The organism is Schaedlerella sp. (assembly GCF_056796775.1).
On record NZ_JBQIKP010000011.1, the window covers coordinates 63,003 to 81,340 of the forward strand.

Genomic DNA, 18,338 nt, shown 5'->3' on the forward strand with positions numbered 1-18,338 from the left:
GCCCGGACACCGCCGGAGTGTGTTTGATGATTGCTTTTTGCAAGGCAGGGAACCGTATGGATGTGTTTTTCAGAGGTGACGTATGAGAACTTATAAACTGACAATTGCATATGACGGAACACGCTATCAGGGCTGGCAGAGACAGCCGGACACGGAGCTGACGATTCAGGGAACGCTGGAACGGACCATACGTGACCTCAAAGGGTTTTCGGTAGAAGTCCATGGATCCGGACGGACGGATGGGGGCGTACACGCAGAAGCCCAGACTGCCAGTATCTGCCTGCCGGGAAAAGTGGATGAGGAAGTATTTCAGGCGGAACTGAACCGGATGCTGCCCGGGGATATCCGGGTGACCGGCGCCAAGCTTGTGAAAAATGGATTTCATGCCCGTTACAGCGCGGTTGGGAAACGCTATGAATATAATATTGATATGCGGGAAAAGGCGGATGTATTTACCAGAAAATATTGTTTTCATTTTCCGGAAAAACTAGATATCAAGGCGATGAAAGCGGCTGCGGGATGCCTGGTCGGACAGTATGATTTCGCCGCCTTTACAGACCGGAACGAGGATCAGTCTACGGTTCGAAAGATCTATGATATCCAAATGGAGGAAGAGGGAAGCAAGTTAAAGATCGTCTACGAGGGAAACGGATTTATGTACCATATGGTGCGGATCCTGACCGGGACGCTTCTGGAGGTGGGAACCGGGAAGCGGACTGCCAAAGAGACAGCCGCGCTTTTGCGCGGCGGGGAACGCTGGCAGGCGGGATTTTTGGCGCCGGCTTGCGGACTGACGCTGAAAGAAGTATACTACAGAGTTACAGGCCAAGGTGTGACCTGTAATACGACAGGTAAAATGATCAAGAAAGGATGACAGCAGATGATGAAACTGATCTCATGGAATGTAAATGGAATCCGAGCCTGTATGCAGAAAGGTTTCCTGGATTTTTTTAAACAGGCGGATGCGGATATTCTCTGTCTGCAGGAGACGAAGCTGCAGGCGGGACAGCTTGAGCTGGAACTGGCAGGCTATCACCAGTACTGGAACTATGCGGTAAAAAAAGGCTATTCCGGGACTGCGGTATTTACGAAAACAGAGCCTCTGAACGTGGCTTACGGAATCGGGATGGAAGAGCATGATCAGGAAGGACGTGTGATCACCTGTGAGTTTGAGGATTTTTATTTCGTCACGGTCTATACGCCCAATTCGCAGGACGGATTGAAGCGTCTGGATTACCGGATGAAATGGGAGGATGATTTCCGCGGTTATTTGAAGCGCCTGGAGGAAACGAAGCCGGTGATTGTGACCGGGGACATGAATGTGGCACATCAGGAGATCGACCTGAAAAATCCGAAGACCAATCGGAAAAACGCCGGGTTTACGGACGAGGAGCGGCAGAAGTTCACGGAACTTCTGGATGCCGGATTTATTGATACCTTCCGGTACTTTTATCCAGACCAGGAAGGAATCTATTCCTGGTGGTCCTATCGGTTCAAAGCCCGGGAGAAAAACGCGGGGTGGCGGATCGACTATTTCTGTGTGTCGGAAAGCCTGAAGGATCAGCTGGCGGACGCAAAGATCCTGACAGAGGTGTACGGGTCGGATCATTGCCCAATCGAGCTGGATCTTAGGAGCTGACGATGACGAACTTGTGCAGATGAATGATTGAGACAAGCCAGCCGTATAAGTCATTTATCGGCAGTTCCTTAAATGATCATCATTGAATAAAGACGCAGATGTTAAGTACAGGCTGCAGGCTGTAAAACGATTGGCCTGCAGCCTGTAGCATTTTGAAAAATCAGGACTTGCACAAATCAGATAAAAGAGTAAAATAGAGAGGTAGAATCAAAAAAACGGAGTGTGGATGGCCGGGGCAAAGAATTCGGCTTTCGATAATCCGGATGAAACGGATACTGGAAATAACAGGAGGCTGATATCGTGACGAAGATTGATATTATTTCCGGCTTTTTGGGAGCTGGAAAAACAACGTTCATTAAGAAAATGCTGCAGGAGGCATTCTCAGGAGAGCAGGTTGTCCTGATTGAAAATGAATTTGGAGAGATCGGGATTGACGGTGGATTTTTGAAGGATTCCGGCATTGAGATCCGGGAGATGAATTCCGGTTGTATCTGCTGCTCTCTGGTAGGAGATTTTGGAAAATCCTTGAAGGAGGTTGTGGACACGTATCATCCGGAAAGGATTCTGATCGAACCGTCCGGTGTGGGAAAGCTCTCTGATGTGATCAAGGCCGTGCAGGATGTGGCGGAGCAGATCGACGCGAAGCTGAACAGCTTTACGACCATGGTCGATGTGACGAAGTGCAGGATTTACAGCAAGAATTTCGGTGAATTTTTCAGCAACCAGATTGAATATGCAGGGGCGGTGATCCTGAGCAGGACCGACAAAGCAAAGCAGGAGAAGATTGAGGAAAGCGTGAAGATCCTCCGGGAGATTAACGCAAAATCTCCCATCATTACAACTCCGATTGCGGAGCTTTCCGGCGAAAAGCTGTTGGAGATCATGGAAGGAAGCAAGTCCCTGGAGGAAGAGCTGCTCTCTGAGATTCGCTGCCCGGAATGCGGGGAAGTCCATGAACATGGGGAAGAATGCGGATGCGGCCATGACCATCATCATCACCATCATGAAGAAGATCATGCAGGACACGGACACCATCATCACGGGGAAGACCATGAAGAGCATGAGCATCATCATAATGAGGTTCATGGAGAAGATGGTCACGGGCACCACCATGACGAATCCCATGACGGACATGATCACCATGACCACGAGCATCACCATAACGAGGCTCATGGAGGACATGACCACGGGCATCACCATGGCGAGGCTCATGGAGACCACGACCACGGGCATCACCATGACGAGGCTCATGGAGACCATGACCACGATCACGGTCACCATCACCACGGCCACCATCACGTGGATGAGATATTCACAAGCTGGGGGAAGGAGACGGTCAGGACTTATACGAAGGAAGAAATCAGCAGCATTCTAAAATCTCTGGAATCCGAAGAGATCTATGGTACGATCCTGCGCGCAAAGGGCATGGTTGCCGGAGCGGACGGAGAGTGGATCTATTTCGATATGGTGCCGGAGGAGCATGAGGTCAGAAGCGGATCCGCGGAGTATACGGGACGCGTCTGCGTCATTGGCTCGAAGCTGAACGAAGAAAAGCTGGCGGAGCTTTTCGGACTGTAAAAGACGGGCGTTTGGCCGGAAAGGAAAGAAAAAATGGATCAACCAGATGTAATGGTATATCTGATGACTGGTTTTCTGGACAGCGGAAAGACCCAGTTTTTGAAGTTTACATTGGAGCAGGACTATTTTCAGATCCCGGGGACCACACTTCTGATCCTCTGTGAGGAAGGGGAGGAGGAATACGGCGCGGCCGGGCTGAAAAAGTTCAATATTGTTGTGGAACGGGTGGAATCCCAGGAAGAGCTGACGGAGGAATTTTTGAAAGCGCTGGATGAAAAGCATCATCCGGAGCGGGTCGTGGTAGAATACAACGGCATGTGGAAGGTCAGCGATTTTGAAAAGCTGAAGCTCCCCGACGGCTGGGGGATCGAGCAGAAGCTGACTACCGTAGATGCCAGCACATTCCAGATGTATCTGACGAATCTGAAACCGCTGTTTGTGGAGATGGTCCGGGGATCGGAGCTGGTGCTGTTCAACCGATGCAATGACATCAAGCCGCTGGCTGGCTACCGCAGGAGCGTAAAGGTGGTGAGCCCACAGGCGGAGGTCATTTTTGAGGATGAACAGGGCGAAGTGGAAAATATTTTTGAAAATGATGTTCCCTATGATATGGATGCGCCCGTCATCGAGATCCGGCCCGAAGATTATGGGATCTGGTATGTGGACATGATGGAACATCCGGATAAATACAAAGGGAAGGTGGTAGAGTACACGGCCAAGGTACTGAAACCCCGCTCCTTCCCCTCGAAGACATTCCTGCCGGGGCGTATGGCAATGACCTGCTGTGCGGATGATACGACATTTCTCGGTTATATATGCAAAAGCGCCTATGCGCCGAAGCTGAAACCCGGACAGTGGGTGAAGGTCCGCGCAAAAATCGGATTTGCCCGGATGGCCCTGTATCGGGGGACAGGACCGGTACTGGAAGCAGAAAATGTGGAGATGGCGGATCCGATTGAAGAACTGGTATATTTTAACTGATGAAGCATTGCTGATTCGCCCGGGTTCGGACAGGATCCTAAAACAGCGCCTTCGTAGAATATCGTTTAAAATGCAGGAACCTTTCGCGCACGGCTGTCATATAATAAAACAGACGAAAACAGGGAGCTTCAGACTTTATGGCGAAAGGATATTTGATCATTCAGGCGCGGACTGCGGGCGGGGCCGTTCCGATCGTGGGAGCGGAGATCCGGATCCTGGATCCCCAAGGCAGCAGCGTCTATGAGCTGACGACAGATGAAAGCGGGGAAACAGAGCGGGTTTCCCTGGAGACCATGGACAGGAGCCTTTCTCTGGATCCGGACTATTCCGGAACGCCCTATACCGGATATGACGTACTTGTGCGGGCGGCAGGCTTCAATTCCCTTTACATTTCCGGGGTGCCCATCTATGAGGATGAGACGGCGATCCAGCCGGCGGAGCTTCTGCCCATGCAGCAGACGCAGCGCAGCCCGATGGTAAATGAGATTACCATTGAGAAGCCTGCCGCCGCATCGGACATCAGGCGAATCCAGGAAAAGCCGGAGCCTGAGCTGCGGGTTCTGCGGCAGGTTGTCATTCCGGATCCAATCACGGTACATCTGGGCAGCCCGTCCTCCTCGGCCGCTAACGTACAGGTACGGTTTACCGATTACATCAAAAATGTTGCCAGCAGCGAGATCTATCCGACCTGGCCGGACGCGTCGCTGCGGGCAAATATCTATGCAATCATTACATTTGCGCTGAACCGTGTGTTTACCGAGTGGTATAGGAGCCGCGGCTACTCTTTCGATATCACCAGCAGTACGGCTTATGATCAGGCTTATGTGCATGGGCGTACGATCTTCGAATCTATCAGCAGGATCGTGGACGAGATCTTTAACCAGTATGTCCGCAGACAGGGACAGAACGCACCCTATTTTACTTCATTCTGTAACGGAACGACTGCGACCTGTTCCGGGCTGTCCCAGTGGGGGACGGTCAGTCTGGCGGAGAGAGGGCTGACACCTCTGCAGATTCTCCGAAATTACTACCCGAATAATATAGAAATCGCAGAAACGAATGCTGTAACAGGAGTCCTGTCTTCCTATCCGGGCACTCCTCTTCGGACCGGCAGCAGAGGACTCGACGTACAGGTGATCCAGACCTGGCTGAACAGGATCCGCAGAAATTATCCGGCCATTCCGGAGATCACAGATGAAGCAGGGGTATTCGGGGACAGCACCCGGGCCGCAGTGACCAAGTTTCAGAGCGTTTTCAATCTGACAGCGGACGGGGTGGTGGGAAAATCCACCTGGTATAAGATTTCCTATCTGTATACTGCCGTAGCCAGGTTGGCAGAACTGGACAGCGAGGGCACGGCTTTGGGCATCGGAACGGTTCCGCCGGGCTCGGTGCTCCGGCAGGGCTCCCGGGGAGCGGATGTGATCACCCTGCAGTATCTGCTGAATCTGACCTCGGAATTTTATCCCACGGTTCCGCGGGTCTCCCAGGACGGGATATTCGGCAGCGGGACCAGGCAGGCGGTCATTGCGTTTCAGAACGCTGCTGGGCTGGATCCGGACGGGATTGTGGGAGTAAATACCTGGAAGGCGCTTTATGATGTATATCTGGGAATCGGAGAAAATGTTCCCATGCCTGGACCGGGTACCGACTATATTGAATATGTGGTTCAGCCGGGCGATACGCTCTGGCTTCTGTCCCAGAGATATCATACCACGGTGGACGCGATCAAGAGCCTGAACGGTCTGACGGGAAGTATGCTGTATATCGGACAGGTGCTTAAGATTCCGTCGTCTTCGGAGGTTTCTTATATTGAATATACGGTCCGTGTGGGGGATACCCTGTGGGAGCTGTCCAGACGGTACAACACTACGGTAGAGGCAATCCGGGAACTGAACGGGCTGACCAGCGATATGATCTATATCGGTCAGACACTGCTGATTCCGGTAAAATAGTCGGAATATGATTTGTATCATTGTATTCTGTGCCGAAATCCGCTATACTTATATCGTATAAATTGTTCAAAAGGGTTGCGGGTCACACCTCGGCCGGGCGTGTCCCGCAACTCAAAAGGTACAATCGCCAGATGAAAGGAGAAGGAAGGAATGGAAAAACAATTTGACGTGATCGCGATGGGGGAGCTTTTGATTGATTTTACAATGAGCGGCCAGAGCGAGCAGGGCAACAACCTGTTTGAGGCATGCCCCGGAGGGGCGCCGTGTAATGTGCTGGCGCTTTTAAATAAAATGGGCAAAAAGACCGCGTTTCTTGGAAAAGTCGGAAAGGACCAGTTCGGGACACTGCTTCGGGCAACTCTGGAAGATGTGGGGATCAATACCTCTAATCTGCTGACCGATGAGCAGGTGAACACGACTCTGGCCTTTGTCCACACATTTCCGGACGGGGACAGGGAGTTCTCGTTTTACCGGAATCCGGGGGCGGATATGATGCTGACAGCAGAAGAGGTGGATGAGGAATTTTTGGCAAAGACCAGGCTGTTCCACTTCGGGACGCTGTCCATGACCCACGAAGGCGTGCGCGAGGCCACCAAAAAGGCGCTTAAGGCAGCGAAGGACAAAGGACTTCTGATCTCCTTTGATCCGAACTTAAGACCGCCGCTGTGGAGTTCCCTGGAGCTGGCGAAGGAGCAGATGGAGTATGGATTCGGATTCTGCGATATCCTGAAGATCTCCGACAATGAGATCCAGTTCGTATCCGGCAAGGAGGATTATGACGAGGGAATCCGTTACCTTCAGGAAACATATCAGATCCCGCTCATCCTTTTGACCATGGGGAAGGATGGGAGCCGCGCGTATTATAAAGGCATGCGCGTCGAGAGGGCCGGCTTTCAGTGCAGGACCATCGAGACGACAGGCGCGGGGGATACTTTCTGCGGAAGCTCTCTGAATTATATCCTGGAGCATGATTTTGAGAATCTGACGGAAGAACAGCTCGGAGAGATGCTCACATTTGCAAATGCGGCAGCGGCGATCGTTACAACAAGAAAGGGAGCGATCCGCACCATGCCGGAGAAGGTAGAGGTAGAGAATTTAATCTGCGGCTGAGAAAAGGCGAGGAATGCCGGAAATCCTATAAAATTTGGGAAGATTCCAGGAGTATCATATTGACACTTCAAAAATGATACTATAACATTAATAAGAATGGTGTAAAATAAGAGAAAGCTAGAAAACTTTGCGTATATGCTTGTGTGAAGTTATGATGGTTGTTCTGTCCGGGTTGGGGGGATGGCAATGATTGAACAGGGCTTACCAGTCACATTTTTGCTCCTCTTTACAGTATTGATCTGGGTACTGCATTTGATGATCCTGCTTTCCAGCCCGGGTAATAAAGTAAATCAATGGTGTTGTATCACCGGTTTTTTGCTGAGTCTTGGGGTATGGAAGGAATACATATATTACAGCGGCATTTTCTCGGATATCTGTATGTGCTTTCTGGGAGTGAGATACCATCTGGATGAACTGACCAACTCGGTTCTGACAGCGGTGCTTTATTATCTTGCGATGCCCTGCGGCGTCATCTGCAGCTTATACTTCAACTGTATGGATACGCGAAGGCCGAGGCTGTTCCGGGTGATGCGGATCGCTGTGTTTTTGCCTGCGCTGGTGTTCGCGATCATCTATCCCTGGAGCCAGACAAAACGGATCATCAACACACATTCGGAAGCATTTATAATGATGGGGATCTACAATCTCCTATACGGGGTGTTTATGACCATACTGATCATGGCGACTTTGTTCCGGGAGAGAAAATGCCACCAGCTCAGTCAGCGCAGGTTTATTGCCGTGTTTGTGCTTCTGCCGCTCTGGTACTGGCTGATCACGATATTTCCTGTCCATATGCTGAGACTGGAAAAGCTGTATAAGCTCTGGCAGGGCAATGTGCTGATCATTTTCGGCCTGCTGTTTTATTACCTCTACCTTCTGTTCCATAAGGGGATCTGGGGATTGCGGCTGAACAGGCAGTATTTTGACTGGTCGGAGGACAAGCCGCGGCTTCCGGAGGATATCAGCTATGTTATCCATATGCTGAAAAATGAAACCGCAAAGCTCCGTCTGAGCACTCAGTTCATCCGTGAGCTGGGAATTTCAGAGGCGGAAGATGAGCTGGACATCATGGACCGCTCCATTACCCACATTGAGGAGTTTGTCCGGCGAAGCAATATGTGTTCCGGAGATATTCATATTGAACTGGAGCCGATTGACATAAAGGCGCTTTTTGAAGAAATCGCAGGTGAACTTGCAGAGTGGAAGGGAACGGTCAGGATCGACATGGATCCCAATGTTTCCGGCCTGTATGGCGACCCTTATCACATGAAGGAGGTTTTAAGTAACCTGGCAGCAAACGCAATAGACTCTATGGGAGAGGACGGCATATTAACATTTGCCGCCCAGAGACCGAAAAAGGATATTGTCTTACTCCGCGTATCTGATACAGGTCATGGAATACCGGAAAAGGACCTGGGACATATATTTGATTATTATTATACCGGTTATGCGGACTATTCCCATTTTGGGCTCGGACTTGCTTATTGCAGGGACGTGGTCAAACGGCATAACGGTTATATTAATGTAAAAAGTTCTACGGAAGCGGATCGGCATGGAACAGAGTTTACATTGTGTTTACCCCGGGGATTCAGGGGGGGGGGTAGGACAAGATCGAGATGATAAAAGTATTGATTGTAGAAGATGACGAGGATTTTGTATACCTGGTTCAGAAATTACTGAAAAAACAAAAGGATATCGAAGTGATCATCGGCGGAAAAGATCAGAAGAAAGTACTGGAAAAGGTGCATGAGGAGCATCCGGATATCGTGCTGATGGATCTGAATCTGGGCGTGTCCAATATGGACGGGATTCTCCTTTCCAGGGAGATCCGAATTCAGACAGACGCAAAGGTGCTGATCCTTACGGCTCTTGATACACCGGATATGATCTTTAAGGCGGCGGAAGAGGCATTTGCATCGGGCTATATCTTTAAAAGCCAGATGTCCTTTTTAGTGGAAAATATCCGGGCCACCGCGGAGGGGCATACGGCTCAGGAATATCTGATCGCTTCGGCTGCGCTTTCCTGCCTTTCGGAAGCAGAGAAGGCGGTGTTCCATATTATGATGGGAAAGGAAAATACACTTTTGTCATCTCCCAAGACCATTGCGAATCAAAAGGGCAGGATCGTGAAAAAGCTGGGCCTGGAGAATCAAAAAGAACTGATGCATGTATTCAGCATGTTTAAGGAATAAAAAGGAATCAAGAGGAATAGAGAGGTTAAAAGATGAAAAGAATACAACACAAGATGATGTGGGCGGTTTCCGCAGCCATGCTGCTGACGATGTGCTGTCCGATGCTGGCGTTTGCCGCGGAAGAGGCGGAAGAGTATGTGCCCTCCATGTATGCGTCCTTCTGGTCGCTGATCCCGCCGGTGGTGGCGATCGTGCTGGCGCTGATCACAAAGGAAGTATACAGTTCCCTGTTTGTAGGGATTCTGATCGGAGGCGTGTTTTACTCCGGATTTACGTTTGAGCTGACCATCACCCATGTATTTCAGGACGGGATCATCGGTTCCCTGTCAGATGCGTACAACGTGGGGATCCTGGTATTCCTGGTGCTTCTGGGGATCCTGGTCTGCATGATGAACCAGGCCGGCGGCTCCGCAGCCTTTGGACGCTGGGCGAGCGAGCACATCAAAAGCCGTGTGGGCGCACAGCTTGCTACGGTATTCCTTGGAGTGCTGATCTTTATTGATGATTACTTTAACTGCCTGACCGTGGGAAGCGTGATGCGTCCTGTGACGGACAAGCATAACGTATCACGCGCCAAGCTGGCGTATCTGATTGATGCCACGGCAGCTCCGGTGTGTATCATCGCTCCTGTTTCATCCTGGGCAGCGGCAGTGACCGGGTTTGTGGAAGGGGAAGATGGATTGTCCATCTTTATTCGCGCGATCCCTTACAATTTCTATGCGCTTCTGACTATTGTCATGATGGTTGGACTGACGGTGATGAATGCGGACTTCGGTCTGATGAGGAAGCATGAGGAAAATGCTCTGAAAGGGGATCTGTACACGACTCCGGACAGGCCTTACGCGAATGCGGAGGAAGAGGAAAACAACCAAAAGGGCGGAGTTATTGACCTGATCTTCCCAATTGTCGTGCTGATCGTCTGCTGTGTGGTCGGAATGATCTACACGGGCGGATTTTTCGAAGGGGCAGGATTTGTGGAAGCATTTTCCGGCAGCGACGCTTCCGTGGGATTGATGCTGGGCAGCTTCTTTGCGTTTATCATTACGATTATATTCTATGCTGTGCGGAAGGTACTGAAATTCAGAGAATCTATGGCTTGTATTCCGGAAGGCTTTAAGGCCATGGTTTCTCCCATTCTGATCCTGACGCTGGCATGGACACTGAAGGCAATGACGGACAGCTTGGGAGCGGATGTGTTCGTGGCAGGGGTTGTAAACAGCAGCGCAAGAGGCCTGATGAACCTGCTTCCGGCTATCATCTTCCTGGTAGGATGCTTCCTGGCGTTTGCTACGGGAACCTCATGGGGAACCTTCGGCATCCTGATTCCGATTGTTGTTGATGTATTTTCACACAATGAGACCATGATGATCATAGCAATCTCCGCATGTATGGCAGGCGCGGTGTGCGGCGACCACTGTTCGCCGATTTCCGATACCACGATCATGGCATCCGCAGGGGCCCAGTGCAATCACGTGAACCATGTATCCACGCAGCTTCCCTATGCGATCATTGTTGCGGCGGTCTCCTGCGTGACGTATATTGTAGCGGGCTTCGTACAGACACCTGTGATCTCGCTTCCTATAGGAATCCTGCTGATGATTGCGGTGCTGGTTGTAATGAAGAACAGTAAAAGAGAGGCATAGATCATAAAAGCAAAAAAAGAACATAACATCATAAAAAAAGCACTGCGTGCCTCAAAGAGGAGCGGTGCTTTTGTCTTTTATGTCTGGATCATCACCCGGTTCTGGTTCCGCCATTCTCTCGGCGCCATACCATACATATTCTTAAACGCGCGTGAAAAATGAAGCTGGTTGGCATAGCCTACCGCATTGGAGATATCTCCGATGGACAGGCCGGTCAGCTTTAGAAGCTCAGAGGCTTTGATCATGCGGTAGTTGAGCAGGAATTCCTGGGGAGTCTTTCCCAGTGCTTCCTTGAAGATCTTTCCGAAGTAGCTGCGGTTCAGGCCGCAGGTGGCGGCGATATCCTCTACGGAGATATCATTCTGGAAATTCTGTTCCATATAAGTCAGTGCTTCTTTAATATAGAAGTCACGGACCCTCCCGCTTTTCTGTGCTGTCACATTGGCGGCTGAACGGGTGAGAAAATCCAGGAACAGATATCCGTGTCCGATCAGGTGCAGGGGGGGCATATCCTTATGTTCAACGAGATACATCATTTCGCTGAACATATTCTCACGCAGGTCCTTGGAACGCGCGTGATAGATCGGATGATTCATGGAAAGGCTGGCAAGTTCCACCGCCCCCTTTGCCCGGAGACCGTCAAACTCTACCCATACATATTCCCAGGGGAGATTTTTGTCGGCAATATAAGTATTGATCTGGCCGGGAAACAGCATGAAGCCCTGTCCGCTCTTGACCTGGTAGGTCTGCGTAATACCGTTGGTGTCGTCGGCCATCAATGTGCCTGTTCCGGAAATGACATAATGGAATAAATAATGATTTCTGGCGGCCGGACCATAAGAGTGAGAAGGGGCGCATTGCTCCCAGCCATATTGGTACAGCCCAAGGTCCACAAAATTTTCGCTCGGAAATACGGAAAAAATAATTTCTTGCATAATAACCTCCCTAACCAGGATCAACCGGAAAAGTCTGTTTCTGTTGCTGTAGACATTTTTCCATTTTATACTTTTTTGACTTTACGAAAACTGTTGCTTTTTGAAATTAAACCGTTATTTATAATACACGTCAACAGTCATTTATGCAAGTGTAAAGAATTCGAAAAGGTGCATTTTTTTCCTATATATCAAAATGCTAGCCTACTTTTATAAAATTTTAATAAAATGGCATAAAGGTATAAAAGGCCTAAAATGCGGCTATTTATCAGTCGCATTATGGAATGTATAATATTTTCATCAGAGAAACCAAAGATGTTTCTGTAAGGGAAAGGAGAAAGTGAAGCAATGAGAAAAAGAAAAGCAGCAGTAAGTGTACTACTGGCAGGCATCATGCTGATCGCAATGTGTCTCAGTGCATGCGGGACAGATGAAAACGCAGGCAAGACCGTGGTCGAGCTGGTGCAGTACAAGCAGGAAGCAGTGGGTGTATTCGAGAAGCTGGAAGAAGAGTTCAACGCGACTCATGACGACATCGTACTCAAGATCGACTCACCGAATGACGCAATGACTATTTTGAAAACCCGGTTTATCCGTGAGAACTATCCGGATATCATCGGAATCGGAGGAGATATCAACTATTCTTATTTCATAGATTCTGATATCCTTGCCGATGTTTCCGATTACCAGGGCCTGAGCAGCATCAAGCAGTCCTACCTGGACATCCTGGAGAATCTGGAGTTCGTTCCGACAGAAGGAACCTTCGGAGTTCCTTATGTGGCGAACGCGGCCGGAGTGCTCTACAACAGGGATATGTTCGAGGAGCATGGATGGGAGATCCCGGAGACATGGGAGGAATTCATGGACCTGTGTGAAGAGATCAAGTCAGAAGGCGTGCTGCCAATGTACTTCGGCTTCAAGGATACCTGGACCTGTCTGGCACCGTGGAACGCCCTGGCAGTAGACCTGGCGCCGGCTGATGTGTGCAAGCAGGTGAACCGCGGTGAGACCAAATTTACGGATGAGTACCGAGAGATTGCGGAGAAAATGCTGCAGTTGGTAGAATACGGTGAAGAAGGACCCTTTGCGTATGGCTACAATGACGCTTGTACCGCTTTTGCGAACGGCGAGTGCGCAATGTATACCATTGGAAGCTATGCAGTACCTCAGATCAAATCCGTAAATCCGGATATGAACATTGACTCCTTTGTAATGCCGGGAAGCGATGAAAAAGGCGGCAACGTACTGAACTCCGGTGTAGACCTTCAGTTCTGTGTAACATCTGAATGTAAAAATAAGGAAGCGGCTTATGAAGTGCTTGATTTCCTTTTGGATAACGACAACATCCAGATGTACCTGGATGACCAGAATGCAGTACCGTGTAAGGATGACAGCTTTAAGCTTGCAAGTGAAGTGGACGGTATGACAGAGTATATTGAACAGGGTATCATGTCTGACTACCAGGATCACTACTATCCTTCAGAGATGGCAGTGGACGCACAGATCCAGACATTCCTGATCAACCAGGATGTAGATGCGTTCCTTGCAAAATTTGATAAGGATTGGCTGCGTTACAACCGCGACATTATTCGTCTGGTAGAGGAATATGAAGCGGCACACGGAAATGAGTAATCGGAAAGGAGTGGGAAGAAAATGAAAAAAATGAATGACAGAGAACGGACATTTTTACTGATGACGATACCGATCCTCATTTTGTTCTTCTTGTTTAATACATTGCCTTTGATCAAGGGCGCAATCTACAGTTTCACGAACTTTAAAGGATACGGCTCCTATAACTGGGTTGGATTCCGTAACTATATCGACCTGTTCCAGGACGGACGTGTTGGCAGATCTTACTGGTTCACCTTTAAGCTGGCTTTGGTTTCCACCATTGCGGTCAACGTGATCAGCCTGATCCTGGCGCTGGGCCTGAACAGCAAGATCAAATTTAAGAGCGCGCTGCGCGGACTGTACTTTATTCCGAACATCCTCGGCGCGTTGGTAGTCGGCTATATTTTCAACTATTTCTTTACATACATCCTTCCGGCAGTGATCCAGATGATGGGCGGAGAAGGAACCAGTATGCTGGCAAGTACAAAGTGGGCATGGGTTGCAATCATGATCGTATGTGCATGGCAGTCCATCGCAATGAATACGATCATCTACATTTCCGGCCTGCAGACGGTGCCGGAGGACGTATATGAGGCAGGCTCCATTGACGGCGCTACCGGATGGTCCCAGTTCAAGCATTTGACCTTCCCGCTGATCCTTCCATTTTTCAGCATCAACATGGTGCTGTGTATGAAGAACTTCCTGATGGTATTCGATCAGATCATGGCGTTGACAAAGGGCGGTCCTGCACAGAGTACAGAGTCCATCTCCTACCTGATCTACAACAACGGTATGTCAGGCGGACAGTTCGGATTCCAGAGTGCGAACGCAGTTGTATTCTTTATCATGATTGTAGTGATCTCCGTAGCTCAGATGACATTTACAAGTAAGAGGGAGGAGCAGTTATAATGAAAGAGAAAGTAAACGAGAGAGTAAACTGGCCTATTACGATTCTGCTGATCATTGGATTGATCACTGTAGCTTTTCCACTCTATATGACGATCGTGATCGCGTTCAAGCAGCCCAGCGAGATGACAAACAGCATCTCCGGAATCTTGTCCCTGCCGAAGAGCTGGAGCCTTGCGAACTTCGCGGAGGCAATGCGTGTGACAGATTTCTGGCGTTCCCTGTTTAACAGCTTTATGATCACGGTGATCACGGTGGTTATATCCATCCTGATCCATTCCATGATCGGATATGCGGTGGGAAGAAATAAAGCAAAAAATAAATTTTACAATTTCTCATACCTGTACATCGTAAGCGGGATGTTCGTACCCTTTGCGATCCTGATGATGCCTCTGGTAAAGCAGACGGCGCAGATGGGAATTGACAATCTGGTAGGCGTGATCCTCTGTTATGTGGTATTCTATATGCCCATGAACGTGCTCTTATATTCCGGATATCTGGTAAATATCCCGGTAGCCCTGGAGGAAGCGGCCCGGGTGGACGGAGCAAGCACCTTCCGTACTTACTGGAGCATCATTTTCCCGATCATGAAGCCTATGCATGCGACTGTTGCGGTACTGACAGCGCTGGGTACATGGAATGACGTTATGACACCGCTGGTCATCATGTCCGGAAGCGGAATGAATACTCTGCCGTTGGCACAGCTGACCTTCCAGACACAGTTCGGCACGAACTACAACCTGGCATTTGCATCCTACCTGCTGGCATTGCTGCCGATCCTGATCTTCTACATCATCTGCCAGAAGCAGATCCTGAACGGCGTGGTAAACGGAGCGGTAAAATAATTGTACGGTATATAAAAATGAGTCACAGCCTCTATGTGCGGCGGCTCACAGGGCGAGGCGGACTTTTTATAAGTCCGCTTTGTCTCTTTTTGCATAGAATGGAAAAGACGGCGGCAGTCTTTATATTTTTGGAAATTTTTTGAAAAATGATTGCATACGAATCATTCATGCGCTATACTTATTTGCGGTTATTCTGTAAAAAATTCAGAAGCTTGATAAACGCTGTATCAGGTGCAATGTGAGAAAAGGAGATTGAAGGTATGGGAATTGTTTTTGATGAAACGAGAAAGACTTTTACACTGCACACGAAAGATTCAACGTATCAAATGCAGGTTGATCCGTTCGGGTTTCTTCTGCATTTATACTACGGCAGGAAGACGGAAGGCTGTATGGACTATCTGCTGACGTATGCGGACAGAGGCTTTTCCGGCAATCCTTATGATGTGGGCAGTGACCGGACGTATTCGATGGACGTTTTGCCGCAGGAGTTTCCATGTCTTGGGAATGGGGACTACAGAAGCCCTGCGATCGCTGTAAGAAATGCGGACGGCTCCGTCAGCTGTGATCTTCGGTTTCGAGGGTATGAGATCCGAAAGGGAAAATATTCGATCCAGGGGCTTCCGGCTGTTTATGCAGAGGAAGAGGAAGCCGAGACATTGGAGATCCGCATGGAGGATCCGGTGACAAAGGTCTCGGTCTATCTGCTCTACGGCGTGCTGCCGGAGTACGATGTGATCACCCGAAGCGCGAGAGTGGTGAACGGTGGAAAAAGTAAAGTATATCTGGAAAAGATCCAGCCGGCATGTCTGGACTTTGTGAGCGGGGACTTTGATTTGATCAGCTTTTATGGACGCCACGCGATGGAACGGAATTTCCAGAGGATGCCTGTGGCCCATGGCACCATGTGCATCGGCAGCAGGCGCGGAACTTCCAGTCATCAATACAATCCGATGATGATACTGGCAGGCCGGGAGACGACGGAGGACACAGGGAACTGCTATGCCATGTCCCTTTTGTACAGTGGCGGGTTCAAGGGTGAAGTGGAACGTGACCAGTTCAACCAGACCCGGATCCAGCTGGGACTTTATGAGGAGCGTTTTTCCTATCCGCTGGAGCCGGAGGAGGAGTTCCTGGTTCCGGAGGTTGCGATGACATACAGCAGGAACGGACTGTCCAGGCTGTCTCAGAATCTGCACAGATGCTTCCGGACGCATCTCTGCCGTGGGAAATACAGGGACGCGGTCCGTCCGATCCTGGTAAACAGCTGGGAGGCATCCTACTTTGACTTTGACGGAGAGGCGATCTATCAGCTTGCAAGACAGGCCTCGGAGCTGGGGATCGAGATGCTGGTGCTGGACGACGGATGGTTCGGTAAGCGGGATGACGACAACAGCGGCCTGGGAGATTGGTATGCTAATGAGGAAAAGCTGGGAGAATCTCTGGAGAGCCTGATCCAAAGGATCAATGATCTAGGAGTGAAGTTCGGGATCTGGATCGAGCCGGAGTCTGTCAATGAGGACAGCGCCCTCTTCAAGCGGCATCCGGACTGGGCGATGCGGATCCCGGGGCGGAATCCGGTCCGCGCGAGGAATCAGCTTGTGCTGGACTTTTCCAGAAAAGAGGTTGTGGATTCTATTTTTGAACAGATCTGCAAGGTTCTGGACAAGGGAAATATCGAGTATGTGAAGTGGGATATGAACAGAGGGCTTGCGGACATCTATTCCTGCGGGACCGAGGAGCAGGGAAAGGTACTCCACGATTATGTCCTGGGACTCTATGATTTCCTGGAACGGCTGGCGCGGCGGTATCCTAATATCTTGATCGAGGGCTGCAGCGGTGGCGGCGGAAGATTTGATGCCGGGATGCTTTACTATACACCGCAGATCTGGTGCAGTGACAATACGGACGCGGTGGACCGGACAAAGATCCAGTACGGGACATCTTTTGGATATCCGGTGTCTACGGTGGGATCGCACGTATCAGCAGTGCCCAACCACCAGACCGGCAGGGTCACATCCCTGGCAACCAGGAACATTACCGCCATGGCAGGAACCTTTGGCTATGAGCTGGATCTGGGAAGACTCTCGGAAGAGGACAAGCAGGAGATACGGCGTCAGGTGGCGGATTATCACCGGTACGCGCCTCTGATTCAGAATGGACTGTATTACCGTCTGACCAATCCATTCGAGCAGCAGGTGGGAGCATGGCAGTTTATTTCCGAGGATCAGTCGCAGGTGCTGATCTGTGCGGTAATGCTGGAGGTTCACGGCAATATGCCGGTAAACTATGTGAAGCCCAAGGGCCTGAAAAGCGGATGCATGTACCGGGAACAGGTGAGCGGAAGGCTGTATGCGGCGGACGCGCTGATGGAGACAGGAATTCCGCTTCCGGTTACGTTCGGGGAATACGACGCGCATCAGATGTATTTTGAATTGGATAAATAGATGGAACAGGCCGTCCGGACCGCTGTTTTGTACAGGCAGCGGTAGTGGACGGCCTTGATCTTTGTCTGATATTTTTATCCGAAATTTGTTCGAAATTAAAAGAAATGCTTGCCATCCATGAAGCATTGTGCTAAAATAAATCTACTTGTGAGTAAGAGGATTATTATAGGAGGTGTGTGCGGATGGACATTTTAAAGATTGTTCTAACGATTATATTTGTGATAGATTGTATCGCATTGTCAGCGATTATTCTTCTTCAGGAAGGAAAGTCAGCCGGACTCGGGACAATCAGCGGCGTAGCAGATACCTATTGGGGACAGAATAAAGGACGTTCCATGGAGGGGGCACTTGTGAAGTCAACAAAGTTTCTTGCAATCTTGTTCATTTTACTGGCGGTCGTACTGAACTTGGGCGTATTTAACTGAGGACAGACACGGCTGCGCAGTCGGACAACGGCAGCAGGAACCGCAGGATGAAAGGCAGGAACGAAGAAGAGGATCAG

At 49.9% G+C, this 18,338-nt stretch carries 15 protein-coding genes; 14 read left to right on the forward strand and 1 reads right to left on the reverse strand.

All coding sequences use genetic code 11. The features are described from left to right. Positions 1–82 precede the first annotated feature (82 nt). The 9 genes from truA to ACTOY7_RS07690 all read left to right on the forward strand — a co-directional run bounded on the left by truA (position 83) and on the right by ACTOY7_RS07690 (position 11,098). Complete coding sequence (gene truA / locus ACTOY7_RS07650) at positions 83–874, forward strand: tRNA pseudouridine(38-40) synthase TruA (protein ID WP_160280183.1); 792 nt, start codon at positions 83–85, stop codon at positions 872–874. 9 nt (positions 875–883) lie between these two features. Further along, positions 884–1,639 carry an exodeoxyribonuclease III gene (locus ACTOY7_RS07655; RefSeq protein ID WP_482670410.1) on the forward strand — a complete coding sequence of 252 codons (756 nt, stop codon included), beginning with the start codon at positions 884–886 and terminating at the stop codon, positions 1,637–1,639. A gap of 300 nt (positions 1,640–1,939) precedes the next feature. Next, entirely contained in the window at positions 1,940–3,217 is a 1,278-nt protein-coding gene (locus tag ACTOY7_RS07660) for a CobW family GTP-binding protein (RefSeq protein WP_482670404.1), read from the forward strand. A 33-nt stretch (positions 3,218–3,250) separates the two neighbouring features. Beyond that, the gene (locus tag ACTOY7_RS07665; RefSeq protein WP_160280179.1) at positions 3,251–4,198 is read left to right on the forward strand and encodes a TIGR03943 family putative permease subunit; all 948 of its coding nucleotides are present in this window, start codon (positions 3,251–3,253) and stop codon (positions 4,196–4,198) included. Positions 4,199–4,335: 137 nt separating this feature from the next. Then, complete coding sequence (locus ACTOY7_RS07670) at positions 4,336–6,153, forward strand: peptidoglycan-binding domain-containing protein (protein ID WP_482670405.1); 1,818 nt, start codon at positions 4,336–4,338, stop codon at positions 6,151–6,153. Positions 6,154–6,303: 150 nt separating this feature from the next. Then, positions 6,304–7,263, forward strand: coding sequence for a carbohydrate kinase family protein (locus ACTOY7_RS07675; RefSeq protein WP_482670406.1), 960 nt, complete (start codon positions 6,304–6,306; stop codon positions 7,261–7,263). 186 nt (positions 7,264–7,449) lie between these two features. Then, a complete protein-coding gene (locus tag ACTOY7_RS07680) occupies positions 7,450–8,883 on the forward strand; it encodes a sensor histidine kinase (protein ID WP_482672664.1) in 1,434 nt (477 codons plus the stop codon). Further along, positions 8,880–9,455 (forward strand): response regulator transcription factor, encoded by a 576-nt coding sequence (locus tag ACTOY7_RS07685; RefSeq protein ID WP_160280171.1) that lies wholly within the window; start codon positions 8,880–8,882, stop codon positions 9,453–9,455. The genes ACTOY7_RS07680 and ACTOY7_RS07685 overlap by 4 nt, the downstream gene beginning before the upstream one ends. Before the next feature lie 32 nt (positions 9,456–9,487). Further along, entirely contained in the window at positions 9,488–11,098 is a 1,611-nt protein-coding gene (locus tag ACTOY7_RS07690) for a Na+/H+ antiporter NhaC family protein (protein ID WP_482670408.1), read from the forward strand. Positions 11,099–11,175: 77 nt separating this feature from the next. Here the strand turns inward: ACTOY7_RS07690 and ACTOY7_RS07695 are convergent, their stop codons facing one another. Further along, the gene (locus tag ACTOY7_RS07695; RefSeq protein WP_160280167.1) at positions 11,176–12,033 is read right to left on the reverse strand and encodes an AraC family transcriptional regulator; all 858 of its coding nucleotides are present in this window, start codon (positions 12,031–12,033) and stop codon (positions 11,176–11,178) included. A 345-nt stretch (positions 12,034–12,378) separates the two neighbouring features. On the opposite strand from ACTOY7_RS07695, the gene ACTOY7_RS07700 reads away from it, so the two are divergent. The 5 genes from ACTOY7_RS07700 (at position 12,379) to secG (ending at position 18,261) form a co-directional block, all read left to right on the forward strand. Further along, positions 12,379–13,662, forward strand: a complete 1,284-nt coding sequence (locus ACTOY7_RS07700) for an ABC transporter substrate-binding protein (RefSeq protein WP_160280164.1) — start codon at positions 12,379–12,381, stop codon at positions 13,660–13,662. A gap of 21 nt (positions 13,663–13,683) precedes the next feature. After that, the gene (locus tag ACTOY7_RS07705) at positions 13,684–14,550 is read left to right on the forward strand and encodes a carbohydrate ABC transporter permease (RefSeq protein ID WP_160280163.1); all 867 of its coding nucleotides are present in this window, start codon (positions 13,684–13,686) and stop codon (positions 14,548–14,550) included. Beyond that, positions 14,550–15,392 (forward strand): carbohydrate ABC transporter permease, encoded by an 843-nt coding sequence (locus tag ACTOY7_RS07710; protein WP_160280161.1) that lies wholly within the window; start codon positions 14,550–14,552, stop codon positions 15,390–15,392. Before ACTOY7_RS07705 ends, ACTOY7_RS07710 begins: the two co-directional genes overlap by 1 nt. Positions 15,393–15,652: 260 nt before the next feature. After that, on the forward strand, positions 15,653–17,836 hold the full coding sequence (locus ACTOY7_RS07715) for an alpha-galactosidase (protein WP_300822856.1): 2,184 nt from the start codon (positions 15,653–15,655) through the stop codon (positions 17,834–17,836). A 182-nt stretch (positions 17,837–18,018) separates the two neighbouring features. Further along, the gene (secG, locus tag ACTOY7_RS07720) at positions 18,019–18,261 is read left to right on the forward strand and encodes a preprotein translocase subunit SecG (protein WP_016295504.1); all 243 of its coding nucleotides are present in this window, start codon (positions 18,019–18,021) and stop codon (positions 18,259–18,261) included. Positions 18,262–18,338: the final 77 nt, after the last annotated feature.

Excerpts from the sequence above, each read along its gene's own strand:
- truA (WP_160280183.1), top strand. The coding sequence starts at position 83 with ATGAGAACTTATAAACTGACAATTGCATATGACGGAACACGCTATCAG.
- ACTOY7_RS07655 (WP_482670410.1), top strand. The coding sequence starts at position 884 with ATGAAACTGATCTCATGGAATGTAAATGGAATCCGAGCCTGTATGCAG.
- ACTOY7_RS07665 (WP_160280179.1), top strand. The coding sequence starts at position 3,251 with ATGGATCAACCAGATGTAATGGTATATCTGATGACTGGTTTTCTGGAC.
- ACTOY7_RS07670 (WP_482670405.1), top strand. The coding sequence starts at position 4,336 with ATGGCGAAAGGATATTTGATCATTCAGGCGCGGACTGCGGGCGGGGCC.
- ACTOY7_RS07675 (WP_482670406.1), top strand. The coding sequence starts at position 6,304 with ATGGAAAAACAATTTGACGTGATCGCGATGGGGGAGCTTTTGATTGAT.
- ACTOY7_RS07680 (WP_482672664.1), top strand. The coding sequence starts at position 7,450 with ATGATTGAACAGGGCTTACCAGTCACATTTTTGCTCCTCTTTACAGTA.
- ACTOY7_RS07685 (WP_160280171.1), top strand. The coding sequence starts at position 8,880 with ATGATAAAAGTATTGATTGTAGAAGATGACGAGGATTTTGTATACCTG.
- ACTOY7_RS07690 (WP_482670408.1), top strand. The coding sequence starts at position 9,488 with ATGAAAAGAATACAACACAAGATGATGTGGGCGGTTTCCGCAGCCATG.
- ACTOY7_RS07695 (WP_160280167.1), bottom strand. The coding sequence starts at position 12,033 with ATGCAAGAAATTATTTTTTCCGTATTTCCGAGCGAAAATTTTGTGGAC.
- ACTOY7_RS07700 (WP_160280164.1), top strand. The coding sequence starts at position 12,379 with ATGAGAAAAAGAAAAGCAGCAGTAAGTGTACTACTGGCAGGCATCATG.
- ACTOY7_RS07705 (WP_160280163.1), top strand. The coding sequence starts at position 13,684 with ATGAAAAAAATGAATGACAGAGAACGGACATTTTTACTGATGACGATA.
- ACTOY7_RS07710 (WP_160280161.1), top strand. The coding sequence starts at position 14,550 with ATGAAAGAGAAAGTAAACGAGAGAGTAAACTGGCCTATTACGATTCTG.
- ACTOY7_RS07715 (WP_300822856.1), top strand. The coding sequence starts at position 15,653 with ATGGGAATTGTTTTTGATGAAACGAGAAAGACTTTTACACTGCACACG.
- secG (WP_016295504.1), top strand. The coding sequence starts at position 18,019 with ATGGACATTTTAAAGATTGTTCTAACGATTATATTTGTGATAGATTGT.